This window comes from Rhizobium freirei PRF 81 (assembly GCF_000359745.1).
GTDB lineage: Bacteria > Pseudomonadota > Alphaproteobacteria > Rhizobiales > Rhizobiaceae > Rhizobium > Rhizobium freirei.
This window is the reverse complement of record NZ_AQHN01000004.1, coordinates 1-22942: the sequence shown is the minus strand read 5'-3', so window position 1 is coordinate 22942 and position 22942 is coordinate 1. Positions and strand designations below refer to the sequence as shown.

Sequence of the window (22942 nt, the reverse complement as noted above, 5' to 3'; positions counted from 1 at the left end):
TCCAATAGCTTGGCATGCAATCGGTTTTCAGGCATCAAGTTTCCTGCCGGATCGAACAAGTATCCTGTCGGATCGAACCGGCACACTGTCGGAATAGGCCGGCAGACGTTCGGCCTCGAAGCGAGAAGACCATGCGTGACCTGGACGCCAAAGATCGCGAAATACTCGAAATCCTGTCAAAGGAAGCGCGTATCGCGGTGAAAGCTCTAGCCGGCAGGATCGGGCTGTCGAGGAGCGCCACGAGCGAGCGCGTTACCAATCTCGAGCGCAGCGGCGTCATCAGGGGCTATCGCGCCGACATCGGCGAAATCGACGCCAATGTCATCCGGGCGATCCTACTCGTCAGCCTCAAGCGCACACCGGCGCTCCACCTGCTTGACCTGCTTGCACGTCACACCGAGGTACGCCGCGTCTCATCCGTGAGCGGCCAGCTCGACCTCGTTGTCGAATTGGAAGCCGCATCCATCAACGACCTCAACCAGGTCCGCGACCTGATCGCCAGCCATGAGACGGTGGAGGACATCACGACGGCCGTGGTGCTGCGCCGCGATATCGACCGCGAGTCGCGATAGCCCGAATATTATCAGCTGGTGGCCGGGATAAGACCGGTGCAATTCCCGGTGGCTTCAACACACAGCATGTGATCGCCGGCGAACTGGATGCGCCATGCCGAGCGAGCTCAGTACTATGACTTGGCTTTGAGATGGTCGGTCGGCAGCGCCGTCGTATATTTGATCTGGCTGAGCGCGAAGCTCGAGCGGATATTGGCAACGCCCGGAATGCGGGTGAGGAAATCGACCACGAGCGCCTGGAATTTCATCAAGTCCTCGACCACCACACGCAGCATGTAATCCGCTTCTCCCGTCATCAGGTAGCATTCGACGATTTCCGGCTTGGTCTTGATGGCAGCGTTGAATACGTCGAGCGATTCCCGGTCCTGCTGCTTCAGCGAGACCTGCACGAAGACGTTGACCGCCAGCCCCAGGGATTGCGCGTCGACCAGCGCCACCGACCCTTTGATGACGCCGCTCTCCTTCAGATCGTTGACACGTCGCCAGCAGGGCGAGGCCGAAAGGCCTGTCGCTTCCGCCAGTTCGGAAATGCTCATTTCGGCATTCTGCTGCAACAGATCGAGGATTCGAATGGTGGCCGTATCGAGGGAAGGTTTTGACGTAGGCATGTTTGACCGGGAATTGATGCATTTTCGAAAGAGGATTTCGCATTTTCTCTAAATTTGGTCAACTGAGACCAATTTAACCTCGAATTCGGGTGTAGCATTTCGGAAAGTCTGAGATATGGGAGAGAGCTGACGATGGGTGGAGCGTCCTTGACGCCAGCAAAGCTGGAATGCCTGAAGGATTTGGAGCGGCAGGCTCTGTGGCACGCATGCTGGATGATCCACAATGCCAATCACTTGCGCGAAAAGGGAGAGGTGAAGGTCGGCGGGCATCAGGCCTCGTCCGCATCGCTGGTCTCGATCATGACGGCCCTCTACTTCCACATCTTGCGGCCGGAGGATCGCGTCGCCGTCAAACCGCATGCCTCGCCCGTCTTCCACGGTATCCAGTATCTGATGGGCAACCAGACACGGGAGAAGCTGCAGAATTTCCGCGGCTTCGGCGGCGCACAATCCTATCCGAGCCGCACGAAGGACATCGACGACGTCGATTTTTCCACCGGCTCCGTCGGCCTCGGTGTTGCGATCACCGCTTTTGCCTCGATCGTGCAAGACTATATCGCCGCCAAGTCGTGGTCGAAGGATCGTCCGGCGGGCCGGATGATCGCTCTGGTTGGCGATGCCGAGCTGGACGAGGGAAATATCTACGAATGCCTGCAGGAAGGCTGGAAACACGATCTGCGCAATACATGGTGGGTGATCGACTATAACCGCCAGAGCCTGGACGGCGTGGTGCGTGAGGGATTGTGGCAACGCATCGAAGGCATTTTCACCGCCTTTGGGTGGGACGTGAAGGTGCTGAAATATGGCGCGCTTCAGCAGGCCGCCTTCAAGGAGCCCGGCGGCGAAGCACTGCGCGTCTGGATCGACCGTTGCCCGAACCAGCTCTATTCCGCGCTGACCTTCCAGGGCGGCAGCGCCTGGCGCAAGCGCCTCAGCGACGAAATCGGTTCGGAGGCGGGCGTCGCCGAGCTTCTCGCCGCCCGCAGCGACGAACAGCTCTCCGACCTCATGAACAATCTCGGCGGTCATTGCCTGGAGACGCTGGTCGACACCTTCGAGAGCATCAATCATGACCGGCCGACGGTCTTCCTCGCCTATACGATCAAAGGCTGGGGCACACCGCTTGCCGGCCACAAGGACAATCATGCCGGCTTGATGACCAAGGCGCAGATGGAAGCCTTCCAGACCCGCATCGGCGTCAAACCGGGGGAGGAATGGGAGAAATTCGGCGCGACCCGCTCGCCGGACGCCGTCAGCAAGTTCCTCAAGGCGATCCCCTTCTTTGCCGCGGGCAAGCGGCGCCTCAGTGCTCCGGCGCTGCCATCGCCCGGGCCGGTCTTCCTCGACGATCGCGAATTGTCGACGCAAGCCGGCTTCGGCAAAATCCTGGATGCGCTTGCGCAACGCAATGACGCGCTTTCCGCACGTATCGTCACCATGGCGCCCGACGTCACCGTCTCGACCAATCTTGGCCCCTGGGTCAATCGTCGCGGCCTCTTCGCCCGCGAACAGCTGGCCGATACGTTCCGCGACGAACGCGTGCCGTCAGCGCAAAAATGGGAATTCGGACCGGCCGGCCAGCATATCGAGCTCGGCATCGCCGAGATGAACCTCTTCCTGCTGCTTGGGGCCGCCGGCCTCTCGCACTCACTGTTCGGCGAACGGCTTTTGCCGATCGGCACCGTCTACGACCCCTTCGTAGCACGCGGCCTCGATGCGCTGAACTATGCCTGCTATCAGGATGCGCGTTTCATGATCGTCGGTACGCCTTCGGGCGTGACGCTCGCGCCCGAAGGCGGCGCGCACCAGTCGATCGGCTCGCAGCTGATCGGCATGAGCCAGGACGGGTTGGCGAGCTTCGAGCCTGCCTATCTCGACGAACTCTCCGTCATCATGGACTGGGCCTTCGACTACATGCAGCGCGATGGCGATGCGACGCACGACCCGCGCACCTGGCTTCGTGACGAAACCGGCGGTTCGATCTATCTGCGCCTGACGACGAGGCCGCTGGAACAAATAGCCTTGCGCCGTGAAGACGCTACCTTCCGGCAAGGCGTGATCGACGGAGCCTACTGGCTGCGCAAGCCTTCCGCCCGTACCCGTGTCGTGCTTGCCTATCAAGGCTGCATCGCGCCGGAGGTGCTGATGGCGGCGGGGAGCATGGCAGAAGTCTATGGCGATGTGGCGGTACTGGCAGTCACGTCGGCCGATCGGCTGAATGCAGGCTGGACGGCGGCGCAACGCGCCCGTCGCCACGGTCATATCGGTGCCCGTAGCCATATCGAAGCGATGCTTGGCAGCGTTTCCCGCACCGTCAACCTGATCACCGTTACGGACGGCCATCCGGCAACGCTTGGCTGGCTCGGCTCCGTGCAGGGTCACAGAACTGTGTCGCTCGGCGTCGAGCACTTTGGGCAGACCGGCACGATTGCCGATCTCTACGCCCATTTCGGCATCGACACCCACGCGATCATCGAGGCCGCGGAAGCACTGATGCGCGCCGATGCGACCTCGCCGATAGGTGTCAGCGCGGCGTGAGGCCACGCAATCCGATAGAACGGAGCATCCCGAAATAAATGGGGATCAATCATAAGGCAGGGTCTGGCGACAGGTTCAGTACCTGAGCGCCCGCAGACGGATCGCCAGTTCTTCCACGCCACCGCATTCGATCCCCAAATCGTCGCGGATCGCTGCCCCATGCGACGCCGACCCGCGATCAAAAGCTCGAAATTCTGCGCGCCTTGAGCCTCGTTCTGGCTACAGTCACATAAAAGTAGTTCTTGAGCTCGAACAGACAGATCTTCACCTTGCCTTCGACCACACGGCGATCTCCCCTGGCCGCTTCCGCTTCGCCATCGTGGTATCGCATCAAGGCATCGATACTCTGATCGCAATCGGTCATTTGCTTCTGCAAGCCATCGGCCTCGCGCTCGGCATCGAGCGGCCATCTGTTCAGCGCGCCACTGGCGACTACCATCATAAGGGCGCCAGCCGCAGTCAGCTTCAGAATGCCACTCATTATGCCCCACTGGAATCGTCGGCGCGCAAATGTCAGAAATATATTCCACGCATTACTGCAAATGCAATCAATCGCACCACCACAATCATGAATTGTCCTTGACGGCCGCTTTTCCAAGCCATCCGTGACCGGACCGTCTGATCGGCAAGAGAACTTCGCTGCCACATGACGACAAGTCCGAAAGCTCACCGCTGCCACACATCAAAAGCATTCAGCCATGAGGATGCGCTGCCGGCTTTCCGAGGCAGCAGCGTGCCCATCATATATCGGAACCGGCGAAGGCGACCGTGTTTCTGCCGCTTGCCTTCGCGGCATAGAGGTTCCTGTCTGCCGCGCCAAGGCTGCTTTCCGCGTCAAAGCCTGCTTCGCAGTAGACCGCGCCGATGCTTGCGGAAACGCGCACGATCGCTCCCGAAAGAGCACGGACGTCCAAACGTGCGATGGCGAGCCTGATCTCCTCGCAGCGCTCGAACATGTCTCCGGCGGCCATATCCCCGAAGAAAAGCACGAACTCCTCACCTCCCAATCGGCCAACTATGTCGCGGCTACCGCAATGGGCGTTCAACACCTGCCCTGCCTTCCGCAAGACTTCGTCGCCGGTGGCATGTCCATATCGGTCGTTGATGGACTTGAAATGGTCGAGGTCGAGAAACAACAGCCCTCCGGACGCACCCATCTTACTGGCACCGGCCAGCTCTCTTTGAAAGGTCTGGCGGTTGAGAACGCCTGTCAGCCCATCCAGGCGTGATTGCAGCCGCAGCTCTTCATAGGCCCTGGCAAGCTCCATGACCGCGCTTGAAGCGATAGACTCGGCCCGCCGCAGCTTCTCCGAATGATGAAAATGAACGGCCGAAGCCGGGATGGCGATCACAAGCGGGCAAAGAATGGCCATCGCCAAACCGGCGCCATCGACCTGACCGCCGAGAAGCGGAACGACGCTGAAGCAGATTGCCAGGGAGGCCATGAGAGACATGAGACCGGTCAGAACGGCCTTGATAAGGACAATACGCATAGCAGACCGGCGGATCGTTGGCACCGGGGTCCATTAGCCGTGATTTCCTTAAGATCCTCTACACGGACGAGTAGAAACCGCTTTTCCGTATCGGAGCCATGCGCTCTCCGGCGAGGCGAGCTTGCCGTCGACATCAAGTGGATATGCGCGGCGGAGCGCCGGGTGGAGAATGATCTCTGGCTGCATTATTGTACACAATAAGGCGCGGCTGCATTCCTTTCTACGCCCTCCGTTTAGCGCATTTGGTGTGTTTCGTAGAGATTTCCTTATTGATCCAATCTCGGCGAGAATGTTAGGCCAAATTCAAAACGTGATGTTGTGACGGATTGACTTTTATTGTAGACAATCATGTGTGCAAACGGGAGCCATGCGGAGGAGCGTGGGTATTGCACAGACTTAAAAAATGGGAGGGATCTTATGAAACGTGGAATCTTATGGGCAAGCGCTGCATGTGTGCTCGCCACCCTTGGCACGCTGGCGCCGACTGTTTCCCGGGCCGATACGCTCGACACGGTCAGGCAGCGAGGCAAGGTGGTGTGCGGCGTGTCGCTGGCCAATCCGGGCTTTGCTGCGCCGAACGACAAGGGGCGGATGGAAGGGTTTGATGCCGATATCTGCCGCGCCGTTGCCGCCGCAGTGTTTGGCGATGGCGAAAAAGTCGACTTCATTCCGACCAACATCAACACCCGTTTCCAGGCTCTGCAATCCGGCGAGATCGACATCCTGTCCCGGCAGACGACGCTGACTTATTCTCGCGACGCCTCGCTCGGCCTCGATTTCGGCCCCTACGTCTTCTTTGACGGTCAGGGTCTAATGGTTCCGAAATCACTGGGGATCAACAGCGCCAAGGAACTGAAGGACGCGGCCATCTGCACCCTGCCGGGAACGACCACGGCCCAGAATCTCAGCGATTTCTTCGCAGCCCAGGGCGCCAAGTTCGAAATGGTCGTCTTCGAGAGCCCCGACGAAAATCGCGCCGCTTTCTTCGGCGGCCGTTGCGAAGCCATTTCCTCCGACCGTTCCGACCTGGCCTCGATCCGTGCCGTTGCCAACAACCCCAACGATTACGTCATCCTTCCGGAAACGATTTCGAAGGAGCCGCTCGCTCCGGCGGTCCGGCAGAACGATTCAAACTGGCGAGACATCGTCTCCTGGTCTGAATGGATGGTGATGGCCGCCGAGGAAAAAGGCATCACCCAGGCGAACGTCGACGAGAAGCTGAAAAGCAGCGACCAGGAAATCCAGCGCATGCTCGGGGCAACGGACGAGCTCGGGCCGTTGCTCAAGCTGGACAAGAAGTGGGGCTACAACATCATCAAGTCCGTCGGCAATTACGGCGAAATCTTCAATCGCAATCTTGGCGAAAAGACGCGGCTTGGCCTGACGCGCGGCCCGAATGTTGCGTGGAATGCCGGGGGCCTGCTGTATGCCCCGCCCTTCCGTTGAGGAAGCCCGTCCCGTGTTCGCTTGCCGAACACGGGACATCCACTGCTCTCGAATCTGACCGGAAAAGCGCATGGCTTTGTTTCATGACGTGCGGTATCGCGCGCTATTCTACCAGTGCCTGGTCGTCGTGCTTGTTGCCGCACTCGCCTGGTCGATGTTTACGACAGCCAGTCACAACCTGGCAAAGCAGGATATCGCCACCGGTTTCGGTTATCTGTCGAGACAGGCAGGTTTCGTGATCAGCGAAGCGGCGATCACTTATGAGCCCAGCGACACCGTTGCGCGCGCACTGCTGGTCGGGATTGCGAACACGGTAAAAGTATCGCTGTTGGCGGCAATCCTCGGCACCCTCCTCGGTCTTCTGGTCGGCATCGGCCGAATGTCGCGCAATCCTTTGCTGCAGCGGCTGATGCTCGTCTATATCGAGGTGCTGCGCAACGTCCCTTTGCTGCTGTATCTCCTATTCTGGTATGCCCTGGTCATCAATGTCCTGCCGCCGGTGCGCGCAGCATTGGAGATTGCGCCGCACATATATCTTTCCAATAGCGGGCTTGCCATTCCCGGCGTGTCTTTCGTCGACGGCTCTGCCGCTCCATTGGCCGCAATTGCCGTCGGCTTGGTGATAGCTTTCATCGTTTATCGCATTGCGTTGCGCCGGCGCCTTGCTTGCGGCCGATCGAATTATGGCGGGATAATTGCACTTGCAGCCGCTATTGCCCCGCTTTTTCTGGTCTGGCTTCTATATGGTATTAGCCTGAACTGGGATATTCCGCAGCAGGGCCGCTTCCGCTTGAGCGGCGGCCTTCAGGTCCGGCCGGAATTCGTAGCACTTCTCTTCGGTCTCGCGCTGAACGTATCGGCAAACGTCGCCGAGATCGTACGTGCCGGCATACAGGCCATCAACAAGGGACAGTGGGAAGCCTCGATAGCGCTCGGTCTCTCGCGCGGCCATACGCTGCGGCTGATCATCCTGCCCCAAGCGCTGCGGATTATGATTCCGCCGCTGACGAACATTTATCTGACGGTCTTCAAGAACAGCTCGCTTGCGATCGCTATCGGCTACCCCGATCTCGTCATGGTATCGAACACCATCATGAACCAAACGGGACAGGCCATGGAAACCATAGCGCTGTTCATGGCGGTCTATCTCGGCCTTTCCATTACGATTTCGCTCTTCATGAACTGGTACAATGCCCGCATCGCGTTGAAGGAGCGCTGACAGTGGCTGATATTGATCTCCCTTCGACCGTAATTGCACCGCAACGACCACCGAAAATCCGGGCCAACTGGATACGCACATGGTTCGGAACACCCGGCAACACCTTGATCACGCTTGTCTGCGTCGGCACCTTGTTCATTCTGGCGAAACTGGCGATCGATTGGCTGCTTGTCAAAGCGACATTCGCGGGAACACCGGCGGATTGTAAGAGTGGCTCAGGGGCATGCTGGCCATTTCTTGCGGCAAAACTGCGCTACATGCTTTTCGGCTTCTACCCCTTTGAAGAACAGTGGCGGCCGCTTTTGGCATTATCATTGTTCCTCGGTGGCGCGCTGGTGTCGATGTCGCCGCGGCTCTGGGGGCGAGCATTGCTTGGCGTCTGGTGCCTGGTGCTGATACCGGCACAGTATGTCCTCATGGCCGGTGGCGTTTTCGGGCTGGTGCCGGTGCCGACAAGCCAATGGGGAGGCCTGCCGCTCTCGTTCCTGCTTTCGTTCATCGGGCTTGCCTGCGCGCTACCTCTCGGAATCCTTCTGGCTCTTTCCCGCATATCCGAGCTCCCGATCATCCGCATCCTCGCAGTCAGCTTCATCGAGATCGTCCGCGGCGTTCCGTTGATCAGCATCCTGTTCATGGCCACAGTGATGTTGCCGCTCTTCATGCCTGAAGGTGTCACCATCGACAAACTGGTCCGCGCACAGGTTGCCATCATTATCTTCGCCGCTGCCTATATCGCCGAAATCGTGCGCGGCGGCCTGCAGGATATACCGAGGGGTCAGGTCGAGGCCGGGTCGGCGCTCGGCCTGCATTATTGGCTTGTGATGTTCAAGATCGTGCTTCCGCAGGCCATGAAGAAAGTCATCCCGCCGCTGGTCGGCCTGTTCATCGGCTTCTTTCAGGATACGACGCTTGTGACCATCGTCGGCCTTCTCGATTTCCTCGATACGGTGCGGTCGGCGATGCGTGACCCCGCGTGGCAAGGCATCGCTGTGCTCGAAGGCTATCTCTTCGCGGCTGCCGTCTATTTCACCTTCAGTGCGTTGATGGGCAGCTATAGCCGGTATCTGGAGCGTTACTTCAAGACAACCCACGACTAGGGAAGACGGTTTAGCTCAAGTTGCCGGGGAAGTGCGCCTCGCAGCGCACTTTGCCATGTTTCGCCGGCAATTATAGGCCGCTGCAGCCGATTACCGGATAATCGCTTCGGCCCGTGCAAGGGCGCTCGCAAAACCGTTGAGGGAAACCGGGAAGGTGACGATCTGTCCGGTGTCGGCGGCGATCGCGTGGATCTGCAGCGTCCTGCCTGATTTCAGCAATGAAAGGCGCAGGGCGTCGATATCAAGATCAACGAAACAACCGGCCGGCAATGCCGTACGGAAGGGGATGGCGGGAGCCCGGCTGCCCTCGTCCACCTGCAGGACGACGCCCTTCTGGAACAGGAGCCCGAATGGCAGCACCAAGGCCCCCGTCACTCGCCCGGCATCGGGACGCAGTTCGATCAGCAGCAGCCGCTGGCGCGTGTCGTTGTGGATCTGCTCCTGGACGATCACGCAGGATTTCTGCGTCGACGTCTCATTGGCCTGGACCGCACCAAGCACGAGCCAGTCGCCGTGAACCTCGCGCAACGCATCGGCTCCACCCGGCAGGCGGGTCGTTCTGTCAGTGGTCGCTTGATCGGTCATGGTCATTCTTTCGTTGAGCCTGACGCTTTGGCGATGCAGGACAGGCAGTGGATAGATCGGGGAAATGCGGGACTCCCGCCTGAGCGCCCGCGTGGCGAGTGACGAGTGCATCTGGATGGTCACGACGACTTGGTCAGTTCCGCAACGCGATTAAGGGCACCGGAAAAGCCCTTGAGGGAGACCGCGAACGTCACCGGCTTCGCGGGATTGGCGGCCGAAACGGTGACATTGAGCGCCTTGCCGGCTCTGAGCTTGGTGATCGTGTCGGCTTCCAGGACGAGCGGCACGAGGCAGCCTTGCGGCACGCAGGTCGAAAATGCGAGCGGTGCGCCGATGGAATTGTCGTCGATCTTCAGCTGTGCGCCCTGCGCAAGTGCGAGCCCAAGCGGCAGCAGCAGCACGCCCTGGAACTTGCCATCGGCCGCCTTGCCGATCTCGACCGTCAACACGACCTGGTTGGTCTGATTGTTTGTCTGGACCTGCCTGATGACACAGGCCGGCGCATTGTTCTGTATCTGGCAGACTACGCCCCAGTCGTCATAGGTCTCGACGAGCGAACTGGCACCGCCCGGAAAAGAGGAGGCGCCTGCCGACTGGGCTGCCAGCATGCCGATGGCAAACAAGGCGGCAATCAGCGAAGAGTGAGGGAAAGGGATCATGATCAAAAATGTCCTTGTGATCGCAAGTTCGCGTCTCTTTTGAGAGGTTTTCTGAAATGACTGCACCTGCTCTGCGGCATGGCTTGCTCCATCGTTGAAGGAGCTGATACCGCCGCGGAGGTCACCGGCGCCGATGGCCGGATCCCGCGACAGATCATCATGCGCAGCGAGCGGCGGATCATGATCGCCGCCTCAGAACTGGAATGCCGCGGCGACTGTGAAGCGGTTGTCGTTGGAGCCGTCGCCGAAGCGCTCGACACGGCCATATTCAAGGTTGACGTTCATGCTGTTGAAGCTCGCCTGTTCCGCCGCCGCCAGCCGCAGGCCGACGCCATAGGCGGCGCCGCGCGCAAACCCGCTTTCGAGCGCCGTCGGCTGATAGAGCTTGACGCCGCCATAGGCGCCGAACAGATAAGGCGAGGCCACCACGGCGCCGGCCGTGCTTGCCCCATCCGCAAGGTTCGTTCCCTGCTGTGCCGGAAATTCCGGCCAGCCGAACGGCAAGGTGAAGCTGGTTGTAAACGGGAACTGCGCCTCGGCGCGCAGCACGAAGCCGGAATCGCCTTGCATCGAGCCGGTCGGAAAACTGGACAGACCGGAGGAGGAAACAATGCCGATCTGCTCGGAATTCAGCAGCGGCTGCCCGAAGGAGGTCTGCGCCTTCGCTCGCAGATCGAACACCAGATGCTCGGCGACCGGCTGGCGGTAGCCGAGGGTGACTTCGACCTTCTGGAAATCGGCATCCGCGCCCTGGCGCGACAATGGCGTGCCGCTGACATTCGCATCGGCCGCGGTGCGCGCGCCGAGCCCGTTGATGCCGAAGGAGCCGGTCAGACCCGCGCTGACGAGCGCATCGCCCGACACATACCAGGAGAGATCCGCACCCGTGCGCAGGATGCGCAGCCGATCCTTCGATAAAGAGACGCCGCCGCCATTGAGCAGCTGCAGCTCCTCATCCTGCGCATCGAAGCCGCCATTGAGGTTGAGCGTAAGCTCCCGCGAGCGGATCAGCGGATAGGAAAGCCGCGCCGAATAGCGGGTGAAATCCGACATGAACTGCAGTCCGAACAGGCCCGCCTCCGGCGTCGTGCGCGAGGCGGTGGCCTCAAGGTTTAGCGTCAGCCCGTCGATGCCGATCGGCAAGGTCACGCCGCCGGCCAGCGACCGGTTGCGCGGCGCACCGGTGAAATAGCCTTCGTCACCGCCGAAACGCGGTGCACCCGAGGCTCTCAAATAGAAGAGTTCGCCGAATCCGAACACGGAATTGAAATCGAGACCGACGCCGGTGTTGTAACGGCCGAGCGCACTGGTGGAATTGTTGTCGCCAGAGACGAAGCCGGTGACCGGCTTGTAGCGCGCCTCGATGGTCAGCACGCTGCCGCCGGGCTTCGTGCCGCGCGACAGCGTCGAGCGCAGCACCGTGCCCGGCAAGTCGCCGGCCAGAAGCAGCCGGCGCTCGATCTCATCGTTGGAGATCCCCTTCTCACCCACCAGCGGCGAAAGCATTTTGGCAATGCGCGCGCGGATATTGTCGGGGAGATGCGAGGTGTCGATGCTTTCGACGAAGCCGTTGATGACGACGATACGCAGGACGGCGCCGTCGACCAGACGCTGTGCCGGCAGCACCACACGTACCAGACCGTATCCCTTGGCGGCATAGGTGCGCTCCAGTTCACCCGCTGCTTCAAACAGGGCGGCCGCCGTCACCTGTTTGCCGGTCAGGCTCTTCGTCACACGCGCCTCATCCTCGGCAAAGCCGGGAAGGCCGCCCTCGACCTTGACGGTCTTCAGGCGCACCGTCAGCTTTTCCACCCCCTTGGGCGCCACCGGGCCGGAGGCTTCGGGAATGACGATGCCGCTGCTCTGCTTCTGCAACTGCGGCTCAAAGCTCTGCGGCGTCACCTGCGAGGCAGTCTGCGCAAACGCCGAGCCGATCATGACCGAAGAAAGGGCAATCGCCGTAGTCGCGCAGAGCGCTGCGCGCTGTAAGCGCAATTTCCATTTACCGAAAGGCACGTTCCCCAATCCCTCAGTCGTCTGCTTCGATCTAAACTTTCGATAGATCGGCCGGCGCCGCCACGCCACGCCGATCGTCCCCGCCCCTTCGCCTCAGGCCGCACCCTCACTCGGTCGCATGGTCAAGCGATCACGTAGTCGGTCTCGAACACGATTGTGGCAAACGCTATGCAGATTCCCGCCTCCTGTCTCCGTCCATTTCTGACACTTTCAGATTTTCTCTTGCGTGATCTCAAGTCTTGTGGGCATGCGCGCAGGTATAGTGAAGGATGAGCTGCAATATCGGCGCTGCAGTCGGAAACGGCCCGACGCTCTCTGCGATCGAAATACAACCTGTAATTTGATCGGCATTGACTTCTCGCCACATTGGTAGATTGAGTGGCTAGCCCATAAGCGCCAAAAGCATTCAACGGGAGGTTTGCTGCATGACTGCTGTTTTTTCCCCCATGTCCCTCCGCGACGCCCGCTCGATCGCCGCGCAGCATGGTCCCGGTGCTCTGCGCGAAATCGTTATGGCGCGCGCCGCCGATAATCATGACAATGCCGTCATTCAAACGGACGCCACCGCCCTCCCCGCATCTGACAACGGGCCGCTTGCCGGCATCGCGTTCGGAGTAAAGGACAATATCGACGTGGCGGGCTATGCGACCACCGGTGCTTGCCCCGGGCTGGCCAAGAACCTGGCGACCGATGACGCAGCCGTCGTCGCCGCACTTCGATCAGCCGGCGGCTATGTTCCGATCAAGCTCAACCTTCATGAGCTCGCATTCGGCATCACGTCGAACAACGCCGCCTACGGCCCCGTCCGCAATCCCTTCGACCCGGAACGCTGCGCAGGCGGATCTTCGGGCGGCAGCGCTGCTGCCATCGCCCGCGGCGTCGTGCCCTTCGCCCTTGGATCCGACACAGGAGGTTCCTCCCGCATCCCGGCCGCTTTCTGCTCCGTGGCCGGATTGCGGCCCTCGACCGGGCGATACCCAGCGGGAGGTGTCCTGATCCTTTCGCCGACGCGCGACACAATCGGGCCATTGGCCGCAAACTGCATCGATCTGGCCGAAATCGACGCCATCATTTCCGGCGAACATACGCTCCCGGAACTGCCAGAACGGCCTTTGCGCTTCGGCGTGCTCTGGGACAAGCGCGGTTTGTCTCAGAGCGTCGACGAGGCGATCGCCGGCGCGTTAGGCAAGCTTGCCCGTTCCGGCGAAGTCAGCCTCGTTCCGATTTCCTCTGAGGAGTTCGAAGATGTCGACACACGCATCGGCGGACCAATCGTGTTCAATGAGGCTTTTCAGTTCTGGACGAGCTTTTGCGCCGAGAAGCTCGGAAAGACACTGGCAGAATTCACCGCCACCATCGGCAGTCCCGATGTCCGCACCATTTTCGAGCGGCTCCCGGCGCTGGCCGCCAAGACCAGCGAGGCCTTTTTATACGCCCGGGAAAGCGGATTGGCGTCGCTGCGCGACACCTATGAGCAGCTCTTCCGTGACCAGCGCCTCGATGCGATCATCATGCCGACGGTGCCCGTCCAGCCTCCGAGGATCGGGGAAGACGCGCGTATGCAAACGGACGCGGGTACTGTCCCGACATTCCCGACGGTCACGAGCCATGCGGTGCTCGCAACCCTGACGGGGGCGCCTTCGATCTCGATCTCCGCCGGATTGGACAGAGACGGCCTGCCTGTCGCGCTGATGATCGAGGGAGGACGCCTTGCCGACCGAGCATTGCTTGCGATCGCGTGCAAGGTCGAGGCGCTGCTCGCCCCATAGATTTCGGGGCAAGCGGCACTAGCGCATCGGCATTTGGATACCGATGCTGCGGGGTCATTGGGCCGGCAGCGGCTCGCCGAGCGACAGCATGAGCCGGTTTGCCCAGTTGAAGAAGGCAGCGCCGTGAATGACGTCGGCGATCTCCAGATCGCTCAAGCCTTCCTCGCGCAGCCTTGCGATCTCCTCGGCTCCGAATTCCGATGGCGTCGCCGTTAGCGCGACGGAAGACGACACGATCGCGTTCCAGCGGCTGCCGAGATCGGTGCTAGTGCCTTCATCGAGCAGGCGCTGGACGTCGTCGCTGCGCTTCGAATGATGCGAGGCAAAACGGGAGTGAACGGAGGCACAGAAGATACAGCCGTTGGTACGTGACGCGGCGGTTGCGGCAAGCTCGCGGTCGGCGCGCGGCAACCCCGCCTCGACATTGTAGAAGATGTCCTTGTCGGTTTTCGTCCGTGCCTCGAGGATCTCCGGATCACGGGCCAGCAGCCTGAAATAGGGCGACTTGGCGCGCGACGCATCGACAAGCCCTCGCCAGTGACGCTCGGTCAGTTCTTCCTCGGGAAGCGGCTTCAACCACGGCGTCCAGCCGATTTCCTTCTGGGTGAAAACATTCGGCCGATCTTCGATCGTGGGATGGATAACGGTCTCGGTCATGGGAACTGTCCTTCTGCAGTTAGGCGGAGATGGCCTGCTCAGCGCTGGCAGCACTCAATGCGCTCAGCCCGGCAACCACCCGGATTTGGAACGAAAGAAAGGCAACGATCTGGGACAGCGTCACCACGCCCGTCGTCGTCCAACCGGCATTCAAGAGCCGCTGCAGCGCCTCGGCACTCGCTTCGCGCGGGCGATAGACGAGAAGATGAGCATGTTCCAATGCCGCAGAAAGTTTGCTGCCAAGAACCGGCCGCCCCGCTTGCGAGACATGATAGACAAGCCCTTCACGATCTTCGGTGGAAAGCGGTCCGGCGGGATAATGCCCATAGGGGCCGACGGTACGGCCGCCATTGGCTTCCGCCTTGACGGCACCGATCAGCGCACGCTCGCTTTCCGCCCCCTCCAACGCGGCCAGATAAAACTGGCTGACATTATCAGCCGCATGCAGGCCAGCCACGAACGACGCCAGGGCAAAGCGTTCGCTGCGGCTTACATCGCCCTTATGCGCGGGCTCGAACAGAGCTTCGTAGCTCCTTTGAGCATTGTCCCGCGTTTGTGGCCGTGCCGTCCGCAAGGCGTCGAGCGAGGATCCCTCGCGGATGCCTGCCAGCAGATCGATGACGTCAGTTTTCGACGAGGTCATGGATTTACCTTCTCTTTATCGGTTCGTGTTTCAGGCGGAGGCCGCAAGTTGTGGGCCTTTGTTGGCGAAGAGCTGCGAAGACCAGCCGAGCGCCGGCGCAACCTTCTGCGAAATCAGCTCGAGGGAGCGCAGAATGTAGTCGTGCGGCGGGTCGATGGAATGCACCTGGAAGGCCAGATCCGTCACCCGCTCGAGGGCAGTATCCGCGCGCAAGGAGGCGATGACATCCTCGGGTGTGCCGACATGCACGTCGAATGCCTTGATGAGATCGGCCGTCGTTTCGCCGCGAACCGTGAAGCCGCTGGCGGCAAAACGCTCGGCGCTGCGGCGCAAGCCGATATCGGCAAGCCGGAGCGCCTCCTTGCGATCATCGGCAACGAACAGACTGCGCGATCCCAATATTCTTGGAGCGCGCCCCTTCGGCAGAGCCGCGAAATAGGCATCGATGATGGGATTTTGCAGATCCCAAAGCTCCGCGTCTGGCGTCTCGTCCGGCCGCGGCTGCGTGCGAGACAGCATCAGGCCGTCGCCATCCTTGCCGGCGCGCTCACCGCCGCCGACGGAAAAGGTTGCCTGCCAGACCCGGTCGGCAAGATGCGGCGCAATCGGATAAAGGCGGTTGCCCCCGGCAAGCTCCTGGCCTGCCCACGCATCGCGTATGAGCGTCAGATACTTACCGTAGATCGGACCGCGATCGGCGCTTTCGATACCGAAGGGGAGAAAGGCCTGTGGTGTGCCACCTGTGCCAAAGCCAACCTCCAGACGCCTTTCCGATAGAAGATCGAGCACAGCGGTATCTTCCGCGACGCGCACCGGGTTTTCCATCGGCAGCGTGATGACGCCCGTTCCGAGCCGGATACGCGACGTGCGCGAGGCAAGGCCGGCCAGAAAAACCAGCGGCGCCGGCAGACCGCCCTCATCGCCGTTGAAGTGATGCTGCGCCACCCAGGCACTGTCAAAACCCTGCGCTTCCGCATGGATGATCTGCTCGCTCACGAGCCGGTAGCGCTCGGCAGCGTCTGCCTGGTCAAGGACACGGCTGAAAAAGCCCAGTCGTTTGGGAGGAACTGCCGTGCTCATGGAATTATCCTGCATTGCTTTGGGCCTGATGAAGAGCGATCGAATATTTCTTGCCGGGGATGGCGTCGATCAGCTCACGGGTATAATCGCTGCTGGGATTGCCGAAGACCTCTTCGACAAGACCGTTTTCGACCAGCTTGCCGTTGTGAAGAACCGAGACCGTGTCGGCGATCTGGCGGACTACGGCGAGATCATGCGACACGAATAGATAGGTCAGACCAAGCTCGTGCTGAAGACTGTCGAGCAGCGAGAGGATCTGCGCCTGAACCGTCACGTCGAGCGCGGAAACCGCCTCGTCGAGAACAAGGATCTGCGGATCCAGCACCAGCGCCCGGGCGATGGCGACACGCTGACGCTGGCCGCCCGAAAGGGCACTCGGCCGCCTTTGCAAGACATCGGCCGGCAGGCCGACCTTTTCGATGACAGCCTCAACCTTTTCCAATCGCTGCGCCCGCGGCAGCGGATCGAAGTTCAGCAACGGCTCCTCGACGATAGCGGAAATCGTCTGGCGCGGATCGAGCGAGCCGAAAGGATTTTGATAGACGAGCTGGATCTTCTTGCGGAAGAGCCGCAGCGTTTCGCCGCGCAGCGAAGCGAGATCAAGCCCGTCGATAACGACCCTTCCGGCCGTCGGGCGCTGGAACGCGGAGACGATGCGAATGGTTGTCGTCTTGCCGGAGCCGGATTCGCCGACGATCGCGTGCGTCGTGCCGCGTTTGACACGAAAGGATATGTCATCGACCGCCCTGAAGCCGCCGTCCTTGCCGCCGATCCCGAACTCCTGCACAAGGCCCTCGACCACGACGATGTCATCGCCCCGTTCGGCCTTCACCGCGATGGGATGCGCGGGAGAATGCGGCCGAGCGACATTCAGCGATGGGGCGTCGGCCAGCAGCCGGCGCGTATAGGCGCTTTGCGGGTTCTTAAGAAGCTCGGCCGTCAGTCCTTGCTCCTGAATGCGGCCATTCTGCAGGACGACCAGCCTCTCGGCGCGATCGGCTGCAACGCCGAGATCATGTGTGACGAGGAGAACGGCTGCCCCATATTCCCGCCTGAGATCGTCGATCAGATCGAGAATATGCCGCTGGACGGTCACATCCAGCGCACTGGTCGGCTCATCGGCGATGATCAACGGGGGCTTGAGGGCAATGGCGATGGCGATGAGTACGCGCTGCCGCATGCCACCCGAAAGTTCATGCGGATATTGGCGTGCCCGTAGCTCGGGTTGACTAAGGCCGACGCGGCCCAGCAGCTCGACCGCCTGCGGATAGGCCGCAGCGCGAGGCGCCCTGCGGTGAATGACCAGAACCTCGGCGACCTGCTCGCCGATCGTCCTGACGGGATTGAGGGAATTGCCGGGGTCCTGCGGCACCAGACTGATGACGGAGCCGCGGATCGTATCGAGCCGCTTCTGCGGCCAGCCGCCAATATCCTGGCCATTGAGCCTGATCCGGCCGCCTTCGAGATGGCCGTTCTGCGGCAGCAAGCCGATGATGGCTTGAGCCGTCGAGCTTTTGCCCGAACCGGATTCGCCGACGAGCGCGACGACCTCTCCAGCATTGACGGTGAAGTCGATGCCATGAACCGCCGTGCGAGAGCCGCTGCGATCGCGATAGGCGATCTTCAGGCCGGAAATATCGAGCACCGGCACGGCAGAGCCGTTTGCTTTGTCGGATGTCGTATGGCTCATCTGCCAATCTCCGCAATCGAACGGCTGATGCGGTTGATCGAGATCACCACGAGCACGACGACGAGGCCGGGCGCCGTCGTCAGCCACCAGGCAGTTGCGATGTAATTGCGTCCTTCCGCGATCAGCAGACCCCATTCCGGCGTCGGCGGCGGTGCGCCATAGCCAAGAAATCCGAGCGTCGACAGTTGGAGGATCGCCCAGCCGGATTGCAGCGCGGCGAAGGCGATCACCGAGGTCAGCGAGTTCGGGATGATGTGGCGCCACAGCACCCTCAAGAAAGTGCCGCCGCTGCCAAAGGCGGCCTCGACATAGTCGCTTCGGCGCACGGTGACGACTTCCGAGCGAACCAGCCGCGCAAACTTGGCAATCAGCGTGCAGCCGACCGCGATCGCGGCATTGACGGTGCCGAAACCAAGGAGAACGATGATACTCAGCGACAGCAACAGGTCAGGGATCGACAGCATCACATCGACGATGCGCATGATCACTGTTTCGATCCGTCCGCCGAGCGATCCCGCCAGCACGCCCAGCACGGTGCCGATGACGAGCGCGATGCCCACAGCCGCGAGCGCTCCCGACAAGGAGTGGATGGAGCCGTAGACGATACGGGAATAGAGGTCACGGCCGAGTGCGTCGGTGCCGAGAATATGGGCGGCGCTTGGCGCCTTCAGGTGCAGACCGGGCAGACCTTCCACCGGATTGTAGCCGGTGAAGACGCCGGGAAAAAGCGCCCACAGGACGGCCACCGTCAATATGACTATGGCAAGAAGCAGGCTTGGCCGGAAGGGAAGCGAGAAGCGGCGCGCAAGCGGCCTGCTGTCTTCGCGGGTCGGCGGCGCCGACAGGCTTTCCGGAGCCTCGGCATGTTCAAGCGGGCGATGGAGATCCGCTGTGTAGAAATTCGTCATCAGTTGGCTCCAAGCCTTGTTTTCAGGCGCGGATCGAGGATCGGATAGAGCAGGTCGACGATCAGGTTGATCGTGACGAAGGCGGCCGCCGAAATCACGACGATCGCCTGCAGCACCGCGACGTCCTGGGCATCGACCGCCTGCTTCGTCAGATTGCCGATGCCGTTCAGCCCGAAGACCGTTTCGGTAACAACCGCCCCGGCAATCAGTTCGCCGAACAGCAGGCCCGCGACGGTGAGCACCGGAAGCAGCGTATTCTTGGCGACATGGCGCCAGAGGATCTGTCCATGCGAAGCACCTTTGGCGCGCGCCACGGAAATGAACGGGCGCGTCAGAACCTCATCGATATTTCGCAAAATGATCTGCGCAAGCGGCGCGGAGATCGGTATGGCAACCGTCAGGATCGGCAGGATCAATCCCTGCCATGGACCGGGATCGATAACCGGCACCAGCCTTAGGCGAAACGAAAAGATCTGGATGAACATGATGCCGAGCCAGAATGTCGGCACGGATATGAACAGCGACGGCAGCGATAGCATGAAGCCACGCAGCCAGCCGAAGCCGGACAGATTGGCCAGGATGGCGATGACGACGGCAAGGATTGCGGCAAGCAGGAAGCTGAAGCCGGCAAGAAGCAGGGTCGACGGCAGGCTAACGGCAAGCTGTGAACTTACGGAAACGCCCGCCTGCAGCGAATAGCCGAAATTGCCGGACAGGAAGCTCCATACCGTATGAACATATTGCTGCAATATGGAGCCATCGGCCCCATAGGCGGCTCTGATATCGGCAAGCTGCTCCGGGCTTAGTCCATAGTCGGGACTCTGGAACTTGATGAGGATCGCATCGCCCGGCATCGATTGCAGCAGCACAAACGAAACGGTGAAGGTGGCCCACAGAACCAGCAGCGACTGTCCGATCCTCGTTAAGATGTATTTCGTCATGGCGAATGGCCTGTCGTTATCAAAATGCAGCCCGGCCTATGGACGGGCTGCAGGAGGTGCTTAGTGCGCGGCAAGCCAGACATTGTAGAAGGAGGGTCGGCCGACGGCTTCGAAAGCCACACCCTTGACGTAGGGAGCACCGGCAAAAACCTGCGGCTCTTCGAAGAAGGGGATGACGTAGGCGGCATCCAGCAGATAGGCCTGCGCAGCCTTTGCCGCCGCCAGACGCTTGTCGCTATCCGTCTCCGAGGCGATGGCTTCCAGAAGGCCGTTCAGCTTGTCGTCCGAGAAGGTTGCCTTGGCGTTGAGGCCGCCCTTCTGGAGAAGCGCGTCGCGGTTCTTCGGATAGAACTGGCTCTTGATGACGTCGGGATCGGCGCGGCCCACTTCGGCGACGACCAGCGGCGTCTTTGCCGGATCGACATTGTCCGTGACCAGATTGCCCGAAGTGCCGGCAAGCACCTGGAGCTTGACGCCGACCTTGGCCCATTGCTGGGCGACGAGCTGCAGGACCGCCTTGTTCTGCGGCTGCGGCAGGGATTCATAGACGGCGAGCGACAGCGGCTTTCCGTCCTTCTGGCGTACACCGCCCGTACCCTTCTTCCAGCCTGCTTCATCGAGCAGCTTCTCGGCGAGGGCCTGATCGTGGGTGAGCTTCGAAGACAGGTCTTCGTAGCCCGCAGCGGCCGACGAAATCACCGATTTCGCCTGCGGATAATTGGCCGAAAACAGCGTGTCGACGATCTCCTTGCTATCGGTGGCGTGCAGCAGTGCCTGACGCACCTTGAGGTCGGCAACAAGCGGATTATCCGGCCGGAAAGCAACGCTGTCGTTCACCCCGCGCGTGGGCGCGGCATAGATTGCAAAGCTCTGATCGCTGACCTGCTTTTCGTCATAGGCCTGAAGCTGGCGGATGAAATCGGCCTGGCCGGAAAGCAACGCACCAATACGTACGCTGTCTTCGCCGGTGATGATATATTTGATACCGTCGAGATAGGCGCGGCCCTGATGCTCGAACCTGGCTGGACCCCAGTTGTAGTCGGCGCGCGCCTTCAGCGAGAGCTGCTTGCCGAGCGTCTCGCTCTCGACAACGAAGGGACCGGAGCCGATGATTTTCGTCGCATCGCCCAGCTGGTCGAAAGGCAAGGCAAGCGTTTTCAACGAGACGAGCCCAGAACCGATGACCGACGTTCCCTGAAGGAAGCCGGGCGACGACTTCTTGAAGTAGAACTTGACGGTGTATGGGTCGACGACCTCGCTGCGATCGTAATTGTTGATCACCTCGGAGGCCGGCTGCTTCAGATCCTTATTGCCGAGACCGAACGTATCGTAGTTCTTGGCGACGGCATTGGCATCGACGGGTGTTCCGTCAGAGAAGGTCACGCCTCTGCGGATCTTGAAGGTATATTCCGTGGCCTTGTCGTTGACGGTCCAGGATTCGGCAATCCAGGGCTCGATCTGCAGCGTCTTCGGGTTCTGATAGGTCAGCTTGTCGGTGATCTGGTTCAGAATGCCGCCGTTCGGGTAGAAGCCGCCGGCTGGCGGATAGAGATTGGTATGGGCCTGCTGCTCCAGGTAAATCAGCGTGCCGCCCTGTACGGGCTTGCTCCCATCGGCCGAAAACGCGACCGACGAGGCAAGCAACGATAGGCCGGCAGCCAGAGTAAGCACCTTGAAATTGGCTGCGATCGTCATTGAAATCCCTCGAAAACCGAATGCTCACCGAGGGTATAGGAGGCACTTGACTAATCCAATATAGTCCATGGAATTAGTCTTCTATTTTTCGCAAGGCCGTTGAAATAACATCCGCCAAGTTTCCGTTCATCCGCAACTTGCTGTCTCGCCGACCTGCTGACGGATGCAATCGCCTCGCCGTTCGAGAGGCCGCGCGGCGCCTTCGAGTTATGACGGCTAGGCCAAGTGCGACGCGGCCGGCCCAAACGACGGAACGCGGCGGTTCAGCCCAAACCGACAAATCCGGCATAGTTCTCCGCAATCGCCTTGCTCAGGATCGAAGAATAGGCTGCGTGGTTTTCGTCGCCGGCCGTGACGCGGCCATAGGAGGGCTTCTGGAAGGCCGAAATCGGCAACAGCGCGAGCGGCGTTGAGACCGGCGTCAAATGCGGCCCCTGCCCGGCGCGCAATGTCGTCAGCAGACCGAACATCTCGCCGGTGATGCTGGGGCGCGACAAGATCGTCATCCGGTACTGACCCGAGGAATTCGTCACGAGATAAATGTGCCCCGACAGATGCGGGACCGATACTGAGCCCTGTTGTGAAAACGAGGCGTCGCTGCGCTCGCGCTCCATAAAATTCAGGCGGGTGCTTTCTCCGTTCCAGGCGATCTCCGTGCAATAGGCGAAAATCGCCTTCGGATCCCCGAAGGACGGCCGAAGCGTCAAATAGGCGCCCTCAAGCCATGAAACCGAAGCGCGGGAATAGGCGCCCAGCTCTTCCGGGGCGTGACCGGGCTTGTCGTTAACCGGCGTCGTCTGCGCCCCTCCCGCCTCGCGCAGAACAACTCCCATCGCCTGCTCCAAACGAATGATGGTCGCGAGCGTGAAAGGGCGATGTCCGGAAAGAGCTTTCTCCAGCGTCGAAAGGCTGATGCGCGCGTCATTGGCGAGGCGCTGCCGGGAAATGCGCCGCCGGGCAATCTCTTCGCGGACCCGCTCTGCCACCGCATTGTTCTGATGATCGGATAGATACGGGTCGCCTTGAACCATGCACTCGTTTCCTGATTGCGTAATTCTCTTCACAATTCCACACATGCCCGCCAGCGACAAGACCGTTTGCGGCAAGATACGGACGAAACAGGGCAAAGCTTACGCTGGCGAGAAAATAGCCTTTGTTGACAATGGTTTCAGTCATTCTCCAGCGAATAAAGGAGCCTGTCATGCCCGCCTCGCCAAGCATCTCGCGCCACCAACACCGGCGTACCGTCCTCACAAGATTCGGCCTGTTACTCTGGTTCAGCAATGCGATCCTGCTGCCGGTGCTTGCCGTCATTTTCGCACTGCT

The 22942-nt window shown here is 60.7% G+C and carries 20 protein-coding genes; 6 read left to right on the top strand and 14 right to left on the bottom strand.

Annotated features, from left to right (window positions below; translation table 11 throughout):
- Nucleotides 1-131 precede the first annotated feature (131 nt).
- On the top strand, nucleotides 132-572 hold the full coding sequence (locus tag RHSP_RS01020) for an Lrp/AsnC family transcriptional regulator (RefSeq protein WP_004107603.1): 441 nt from the start codon (nucleotides 132-134) through the stop codon (nucleotides 570-572).
- Between the two features lie 113 nt (nucleotides 573-685).
- Here RHSP_RS01020 and RHSP_RS01015 read toward each other — a convergent pair whose 3' ends face one another.
- Nucleotides 686-1180: an Lrp/AsnC family transcriptional regulator gene (locus tag RHSP_RS01015; protein WP_037148797.1), complete on the bottom strand. Its 495-nt coding sequence runs from the start codon at nucleotides 1178-1180 to the stop codon at nucleotides 686-688.
- 132 nt (nucleotides 1181-1312) lie between these two features.
- On the opposite strand from RHSP_RS01015, the gene RHSP_RS01010 reads away from it, so the two are divergent.
- Nucleotides 1313-3718, top strand: a complete 2406-nt coding sequence (locus tag RHSP_RS01010) for a transketolase-like TK C-terminal-containing protein (protein ID WP_051074028.1) — start codon at nucleotides 1313-1315, stop codon at nucleotides 3716-3718.
- Nucleotides 3719-3896: 178 nt separating this feature from the next.
- On the opposite strand, the gene RHSP_RS01005 is transcribed toward RHSP_RS01010, so the two are convergent.
- Nucleotides 3897-4199 carry a hypothetical protein gene (locus RHSP_RS01005; RefSeq protein ID WP_004107594.1) on the bottom strand — a complete coding sequence of 101 codons (303 nt, stop codon included), beginning with the start codon at nucleotides 4197-4199 and terminating at the stop codon, nucleotides 3897-3899.
- A 259-nt stretch (nucleotides 4200-4458) separates the two neighbouring features.
- Nucleotides 4459-5211 carry a GGDEF domain-containing protein gene (locus tag RHSP_RS01000; RefSeq protein ID WP_004107592.1) on the bottom strand — a complete coding sequence of 251 codons (753 nt, stop codon included), beginning with the start codon at nucleotides 5209-5211 and terminating at the stop codon, nucleotides 4459-4461.
- A gap of 417 nt (nucleotides 5212-5628) precedes the next feature.
- Here RHSP_RS01000 and RHSP_RS00995 point away from each other — a divergent pair, with 417 nt between their 5' ends.
- From RHSP_RS00995 to RHSP_RS00985, 3 genes are all read left to right on the top strand, one after another.
- Nucleotides 5629-6657, top strand: coding sequence for an amino acid ABC transporter substrate-binding protein (locus RHSP_RS00995; protein ID WP_004107590.1), 1029 nt, complete (start codon nucleotides 5629-5631; stop codon nucleotides 6655-6657).
- A 70-nt stretch (nucleotides 6658-6727) separates the two neighbouring features.
- On the top strand, nucleotides 6728-7876 hold the full coding sequence (locus RHSP_RS00990) for an amino acid ABC transporter permease (protein WP_004107588.1): 1149 nt from the start codon (nucleotides 6728-6730) through the stop codon (nucleotides 7874-7876).
- Nucleotides 7877-7878: 2 nt separating this feature from the next.
- Complete coding sequence (locus tag RHSP_RS00985) at nucleotides 7879-8973, top strand: amino acid ABC transporter permease (protein WP_004107586.1); 1095 nt, start codon at nucleotides 7879-7881, stop codon at nucleotides 8971-8973.
- 90 nt (nucleotides 8974-9063) lie between these two features.
- Here the strand turns inward: RHSP_RS00985 and RHSP_RS00980 are convergent, their stop codons facing one another.
- The 3 genes from RHSP_RS00980 to RHSP_RS00970 all read right to left on the bottom strand — a co-directional run bounded on the left by RHSP_RS00980 (nucleotide 9064) and on the right by RHSP_RS00970 (nucleotide 12233).
- Nucleotides 9064-9558, bottom strand: a complete 495-nt coding sequence (locus tag RHSP_RS00980; protein WP_157385280.1) for an invasion associated locus B family protein — start codon at nucleotides 9556-9558, stop codon at nucleotides 9064-9066.
- 119 nt (nucleotides 9559-9677) lie between these two features.
- Nucleotides 9678-10217: an invasion associated locus B family protein gene (locus RHSP_RS00975; protein ID WP_004107581.1), complete on the bottom strand. Its 540-nt coding sequence runs from the start codon at nucleotides 10215-10217 to the stop codon at nucleotides 9678-9680.
- Between the two features lie 192 nt (nucleotides 10218-10409).
- Nucleotides 10410-12233 carry a ShlB/FhaC/HecB family hemolysin secretion/activation protein gene (locus tag RHSP_RS00970; RefSeq protein WP_240535337.1) on the bottom strand — a complete coding sequence of 608 codons (1824 nt, stop codon included), beginning with the start codon at nucleotides 12231-12233 and terminating at the stop codon, nucleotides 10410-10412.
- Nucleotides 12234-12658: 425 nt separating this feature from the next.
- On the opposite strand from RHSP_RS00970, the gene RHSP_RS00965 reads away from it, so the two are divergent.
- A complete protein-coding gene (locus tag RHSP_RS00965; RefSeq protein WP_004107577.1) occupies nucleotides 12659-14002 on the top strand; it encodes an amidase family protein in 1344 nt (447 codons plus the stop codon).
- Nucleotides 14003-14056: 54 nt separating this feature from the next.
- On the opposite strand, the gene RHSP_RS00960 is transcribed toward RHSP_RS00965, so the two are convergent.
- The 8 genes from RHSP_RS00960 to RHSP_RS00925 form a co-directional block, all read right to left on the bottom strand.
- Nucleotides 14057-14659 carry an alkylhydroperoxidase domain protein gene (locus tag RHSP_RS00960; protein ID WP_004107576.1) on the bottom strand — a complete coding sequence of 201 codons (603 nt, stop codon included), beginning with the start codon at nucleotides 14657-14659 and terminating at the stop codon, nucleotides 14057-14059.
- A 19-nt stretch (nucleotides 14660-14678) separates the two neighbouring features.
- Entirely contained in the window at nucleotides 14679-15302 is a 624-nt protein-coding gene (locus tag RHSP_RS00955; RefSeq protein WP_004107575.1) for a CMD domain protein, read from the bottom strand.
- 30 nt (nucleotides 15303-15332) lie between these two features.
- Nucleotides 15333-16382 (bottom strand): putative FMN-dependent luciferase-like monooxygenase, encoded by a 1050-nt coding sequence (locus RHSP_RS00950; protein WP_037148791.1) that lies wholly within the window; start codon nucleotides 16380-16382, stop codon nucleotides 15333-15335.
- A gap of 4 nt (nucleotides 16383-16386) precedes the next feature.
- Nucleotides 16387-18072, bottom strand: coding sequence for a dipeptide ABC transporter ATP-binding protein (locus RHSP_RS00945; protein ID WP_004107573.1), 1686 nt, complete (start codon nucleotides 18070-18072; stop codon nucleotides 16387-16389).
- Nucleotides 18069-18980, bottom strand: coding sequence for an ABC transporter permease (locus RHSP_RS00940; RefSeq protein ID WP_004107572.1), 912 nt, complete (start codon nucleotides 18978-18980; stop codon nucleotides 18069-18071). Before RHSP_RS00940 ends, RHSP_RS00945 begins: the two co-directional genes overlap by 4 nt.
- Nucleotides 18980-19921, bottom strand: coding sequence for an ABC transporter permease (locus RHSP_RS00935; RefSeq protein WP_004107570.1), 942 nt, complete (start codon nucleotides 19919-19921; stop codon nucleotides 18980-18982). The genes RHSP_RS00940 and RHSP_RS00935 overlap by 1 nt, the downstream gene beginning before the upstream one ends.
- A 60-nt stretch (nucleotides 19922-19981) precedes the next feature.
- Nucleotides 19982-21616, bottom strand: a complete 1635-nt coding sequence (locus RHSP_RS00930; RefSeq protein ID WP_004107568.1) for a TIGR04028 family ABC transporter substrate-binding protein — start codon at nucleotides 21614-21616, stop codon at nucleotides 19982-19984.
- A gap of 263 nt (nucleotides 21617-21879) precedes the next feature.
- Entirely contained in the window at nucleotides 21880-22647 is a 768-nt protein-coding gene (locus RHSP_RS00925) for a helix-turn-helix domain-containing protein (protein WP_004107565.1), read from the bottom strand.
- Between the last annotated feature and the right edge of the window lie 295 nt (nucleotides 22648-22942).

Excerpts from the sequence above, each read along its gene's own strand:
- RHSP_RS01020 (WP_004107603.1), top strand. The coding sequence starts at position 132 with ATGCGTGACCTGGACGCCAAAGATCGCGAAATACTCGAAATCCTGTCA.
- RHSP_RS01015 (WP_037148797.1), bottom strand. The coding sequence starts at position 1,180 with ATGCCTACGTCAAAACCTTCCCTCGATACGGCCACCATTCGAATCCTC.
- RHSP_RS01010 (WP_051074028.1), top strand. The coding sequence starts at position 1,313 with ATGGGTGGAGCGTCCTTGACGCCAGCAAAGCTGGAATGCCTGAAGGAT.
- RHSP_RS01005 (WP_004107594.1), bottom strand. The coding sequence starts at position 4,199 with ATGAGTGGCATTCTGAAGCTGACTGCGGCTGGCGCCCTTATGATGGTA.
- RHSP_RS01000 (WP_004107592.1), bottom strand. The coding sequence starts at position 5,211 with ATGCGTATTGTCCTTATCAAGGCCGTTCTGACCGGTCTCATGTCTCTC.
- RHSP_RS00995 (WP_004107590.1), top strand. The coding sequence starts at position 5,629 with ATGAAACGTGGAATCTTATGGGCAAGCGCTGCATGTGTGCTCGCCACC.
- RHSP_RS00990 (WP_004107588.1), top strand. The coding sequence starts at position 6,728 with ATGGCTTTGTTTCATGACGTGCGGTATCGCGCGCTATTCTACCAGTGC.
- RHSP_RS00980 (WP_157385280.1), bottom strand. The coding sequence starts at position 9,558 with ATGACCGATCAAGCGACCACTGACAGAACGACCCGCCTGCCGGGTGGA.
- RHSP_RS00975 (WP_004107581.1), bottom strand. The coding sequence starts at position 10,217 with ATGATCCCTTTCCCTCACTCTTCGCTGATTGCCGCCTTGTTTGCCATC.
- RHSP_RS00965 (WP_004107577.1), top strand. The coding sequence starts at position 12,659 with ATGACTGCTGTTTTTTCCCCCATGTCCCTCCGCGACGCCCGCTCGATC.
- RHSP_RS00960 (WP_004107576.1), bottom strand. The coding sequence starts at position 14,659 with ATGACCGAGACCGTTATCCATCCCACGATCGAAGATCGGCCGAATGTT.
- RHSP_RS00955 (WP_004107575.1), bottom strand. The coding sequence starts at position 15,302 with ATGACCTCGTCGAAAACTGACGTCATCGATCTGCTGGCAGGCATCCGC.
- RHSP_RS00950 (WP_037148791.1), bottom strand. The coding sequence starts at position 16,382 with ATGAGCACGGCAGTTCCTCCCAAACGACTGGGCTTTTTCAGCCGTGTC.
- RHSP_RS00945 (WP_004107573.1), bottom strand. The coding sequence starts at position 18,072 with ATGAGCCATACGACATCCGACAAAGCAAACGGCTCTGCCGTGCCGGTG.
- RHSP_RS00940 (WP_004107572.1), bottom strand. The coding sequence starts at position 18,980 with ATGACGAATTTCTACACAGCGGATCTCCATCGCCCGCTTGAACATGCC.
- RHSP_RS00935 (WP_004107570.1), bottom strand. The coding sequence starts at position 19,921 with ATGACGAAATACATCTTAACGAGGATCGGACAGTCGCTGCTGGTTCTG.
- RHSP_RS00930 (WP_004107568.1), bottom strand. The coding sequence starts at position 21,616 with ATGACGATCGCAGCCAATTTCAAGGTGCTTACTCTGGCTGCCGGCCTA.
- RHSP_RS00925 (WP_004107565.1), bottom strand. The coding sequence starts at position 22,647 with ATGGTTCAAGGCGACCCGTATCTATCCGATCATCAGAACAATGCGGTG.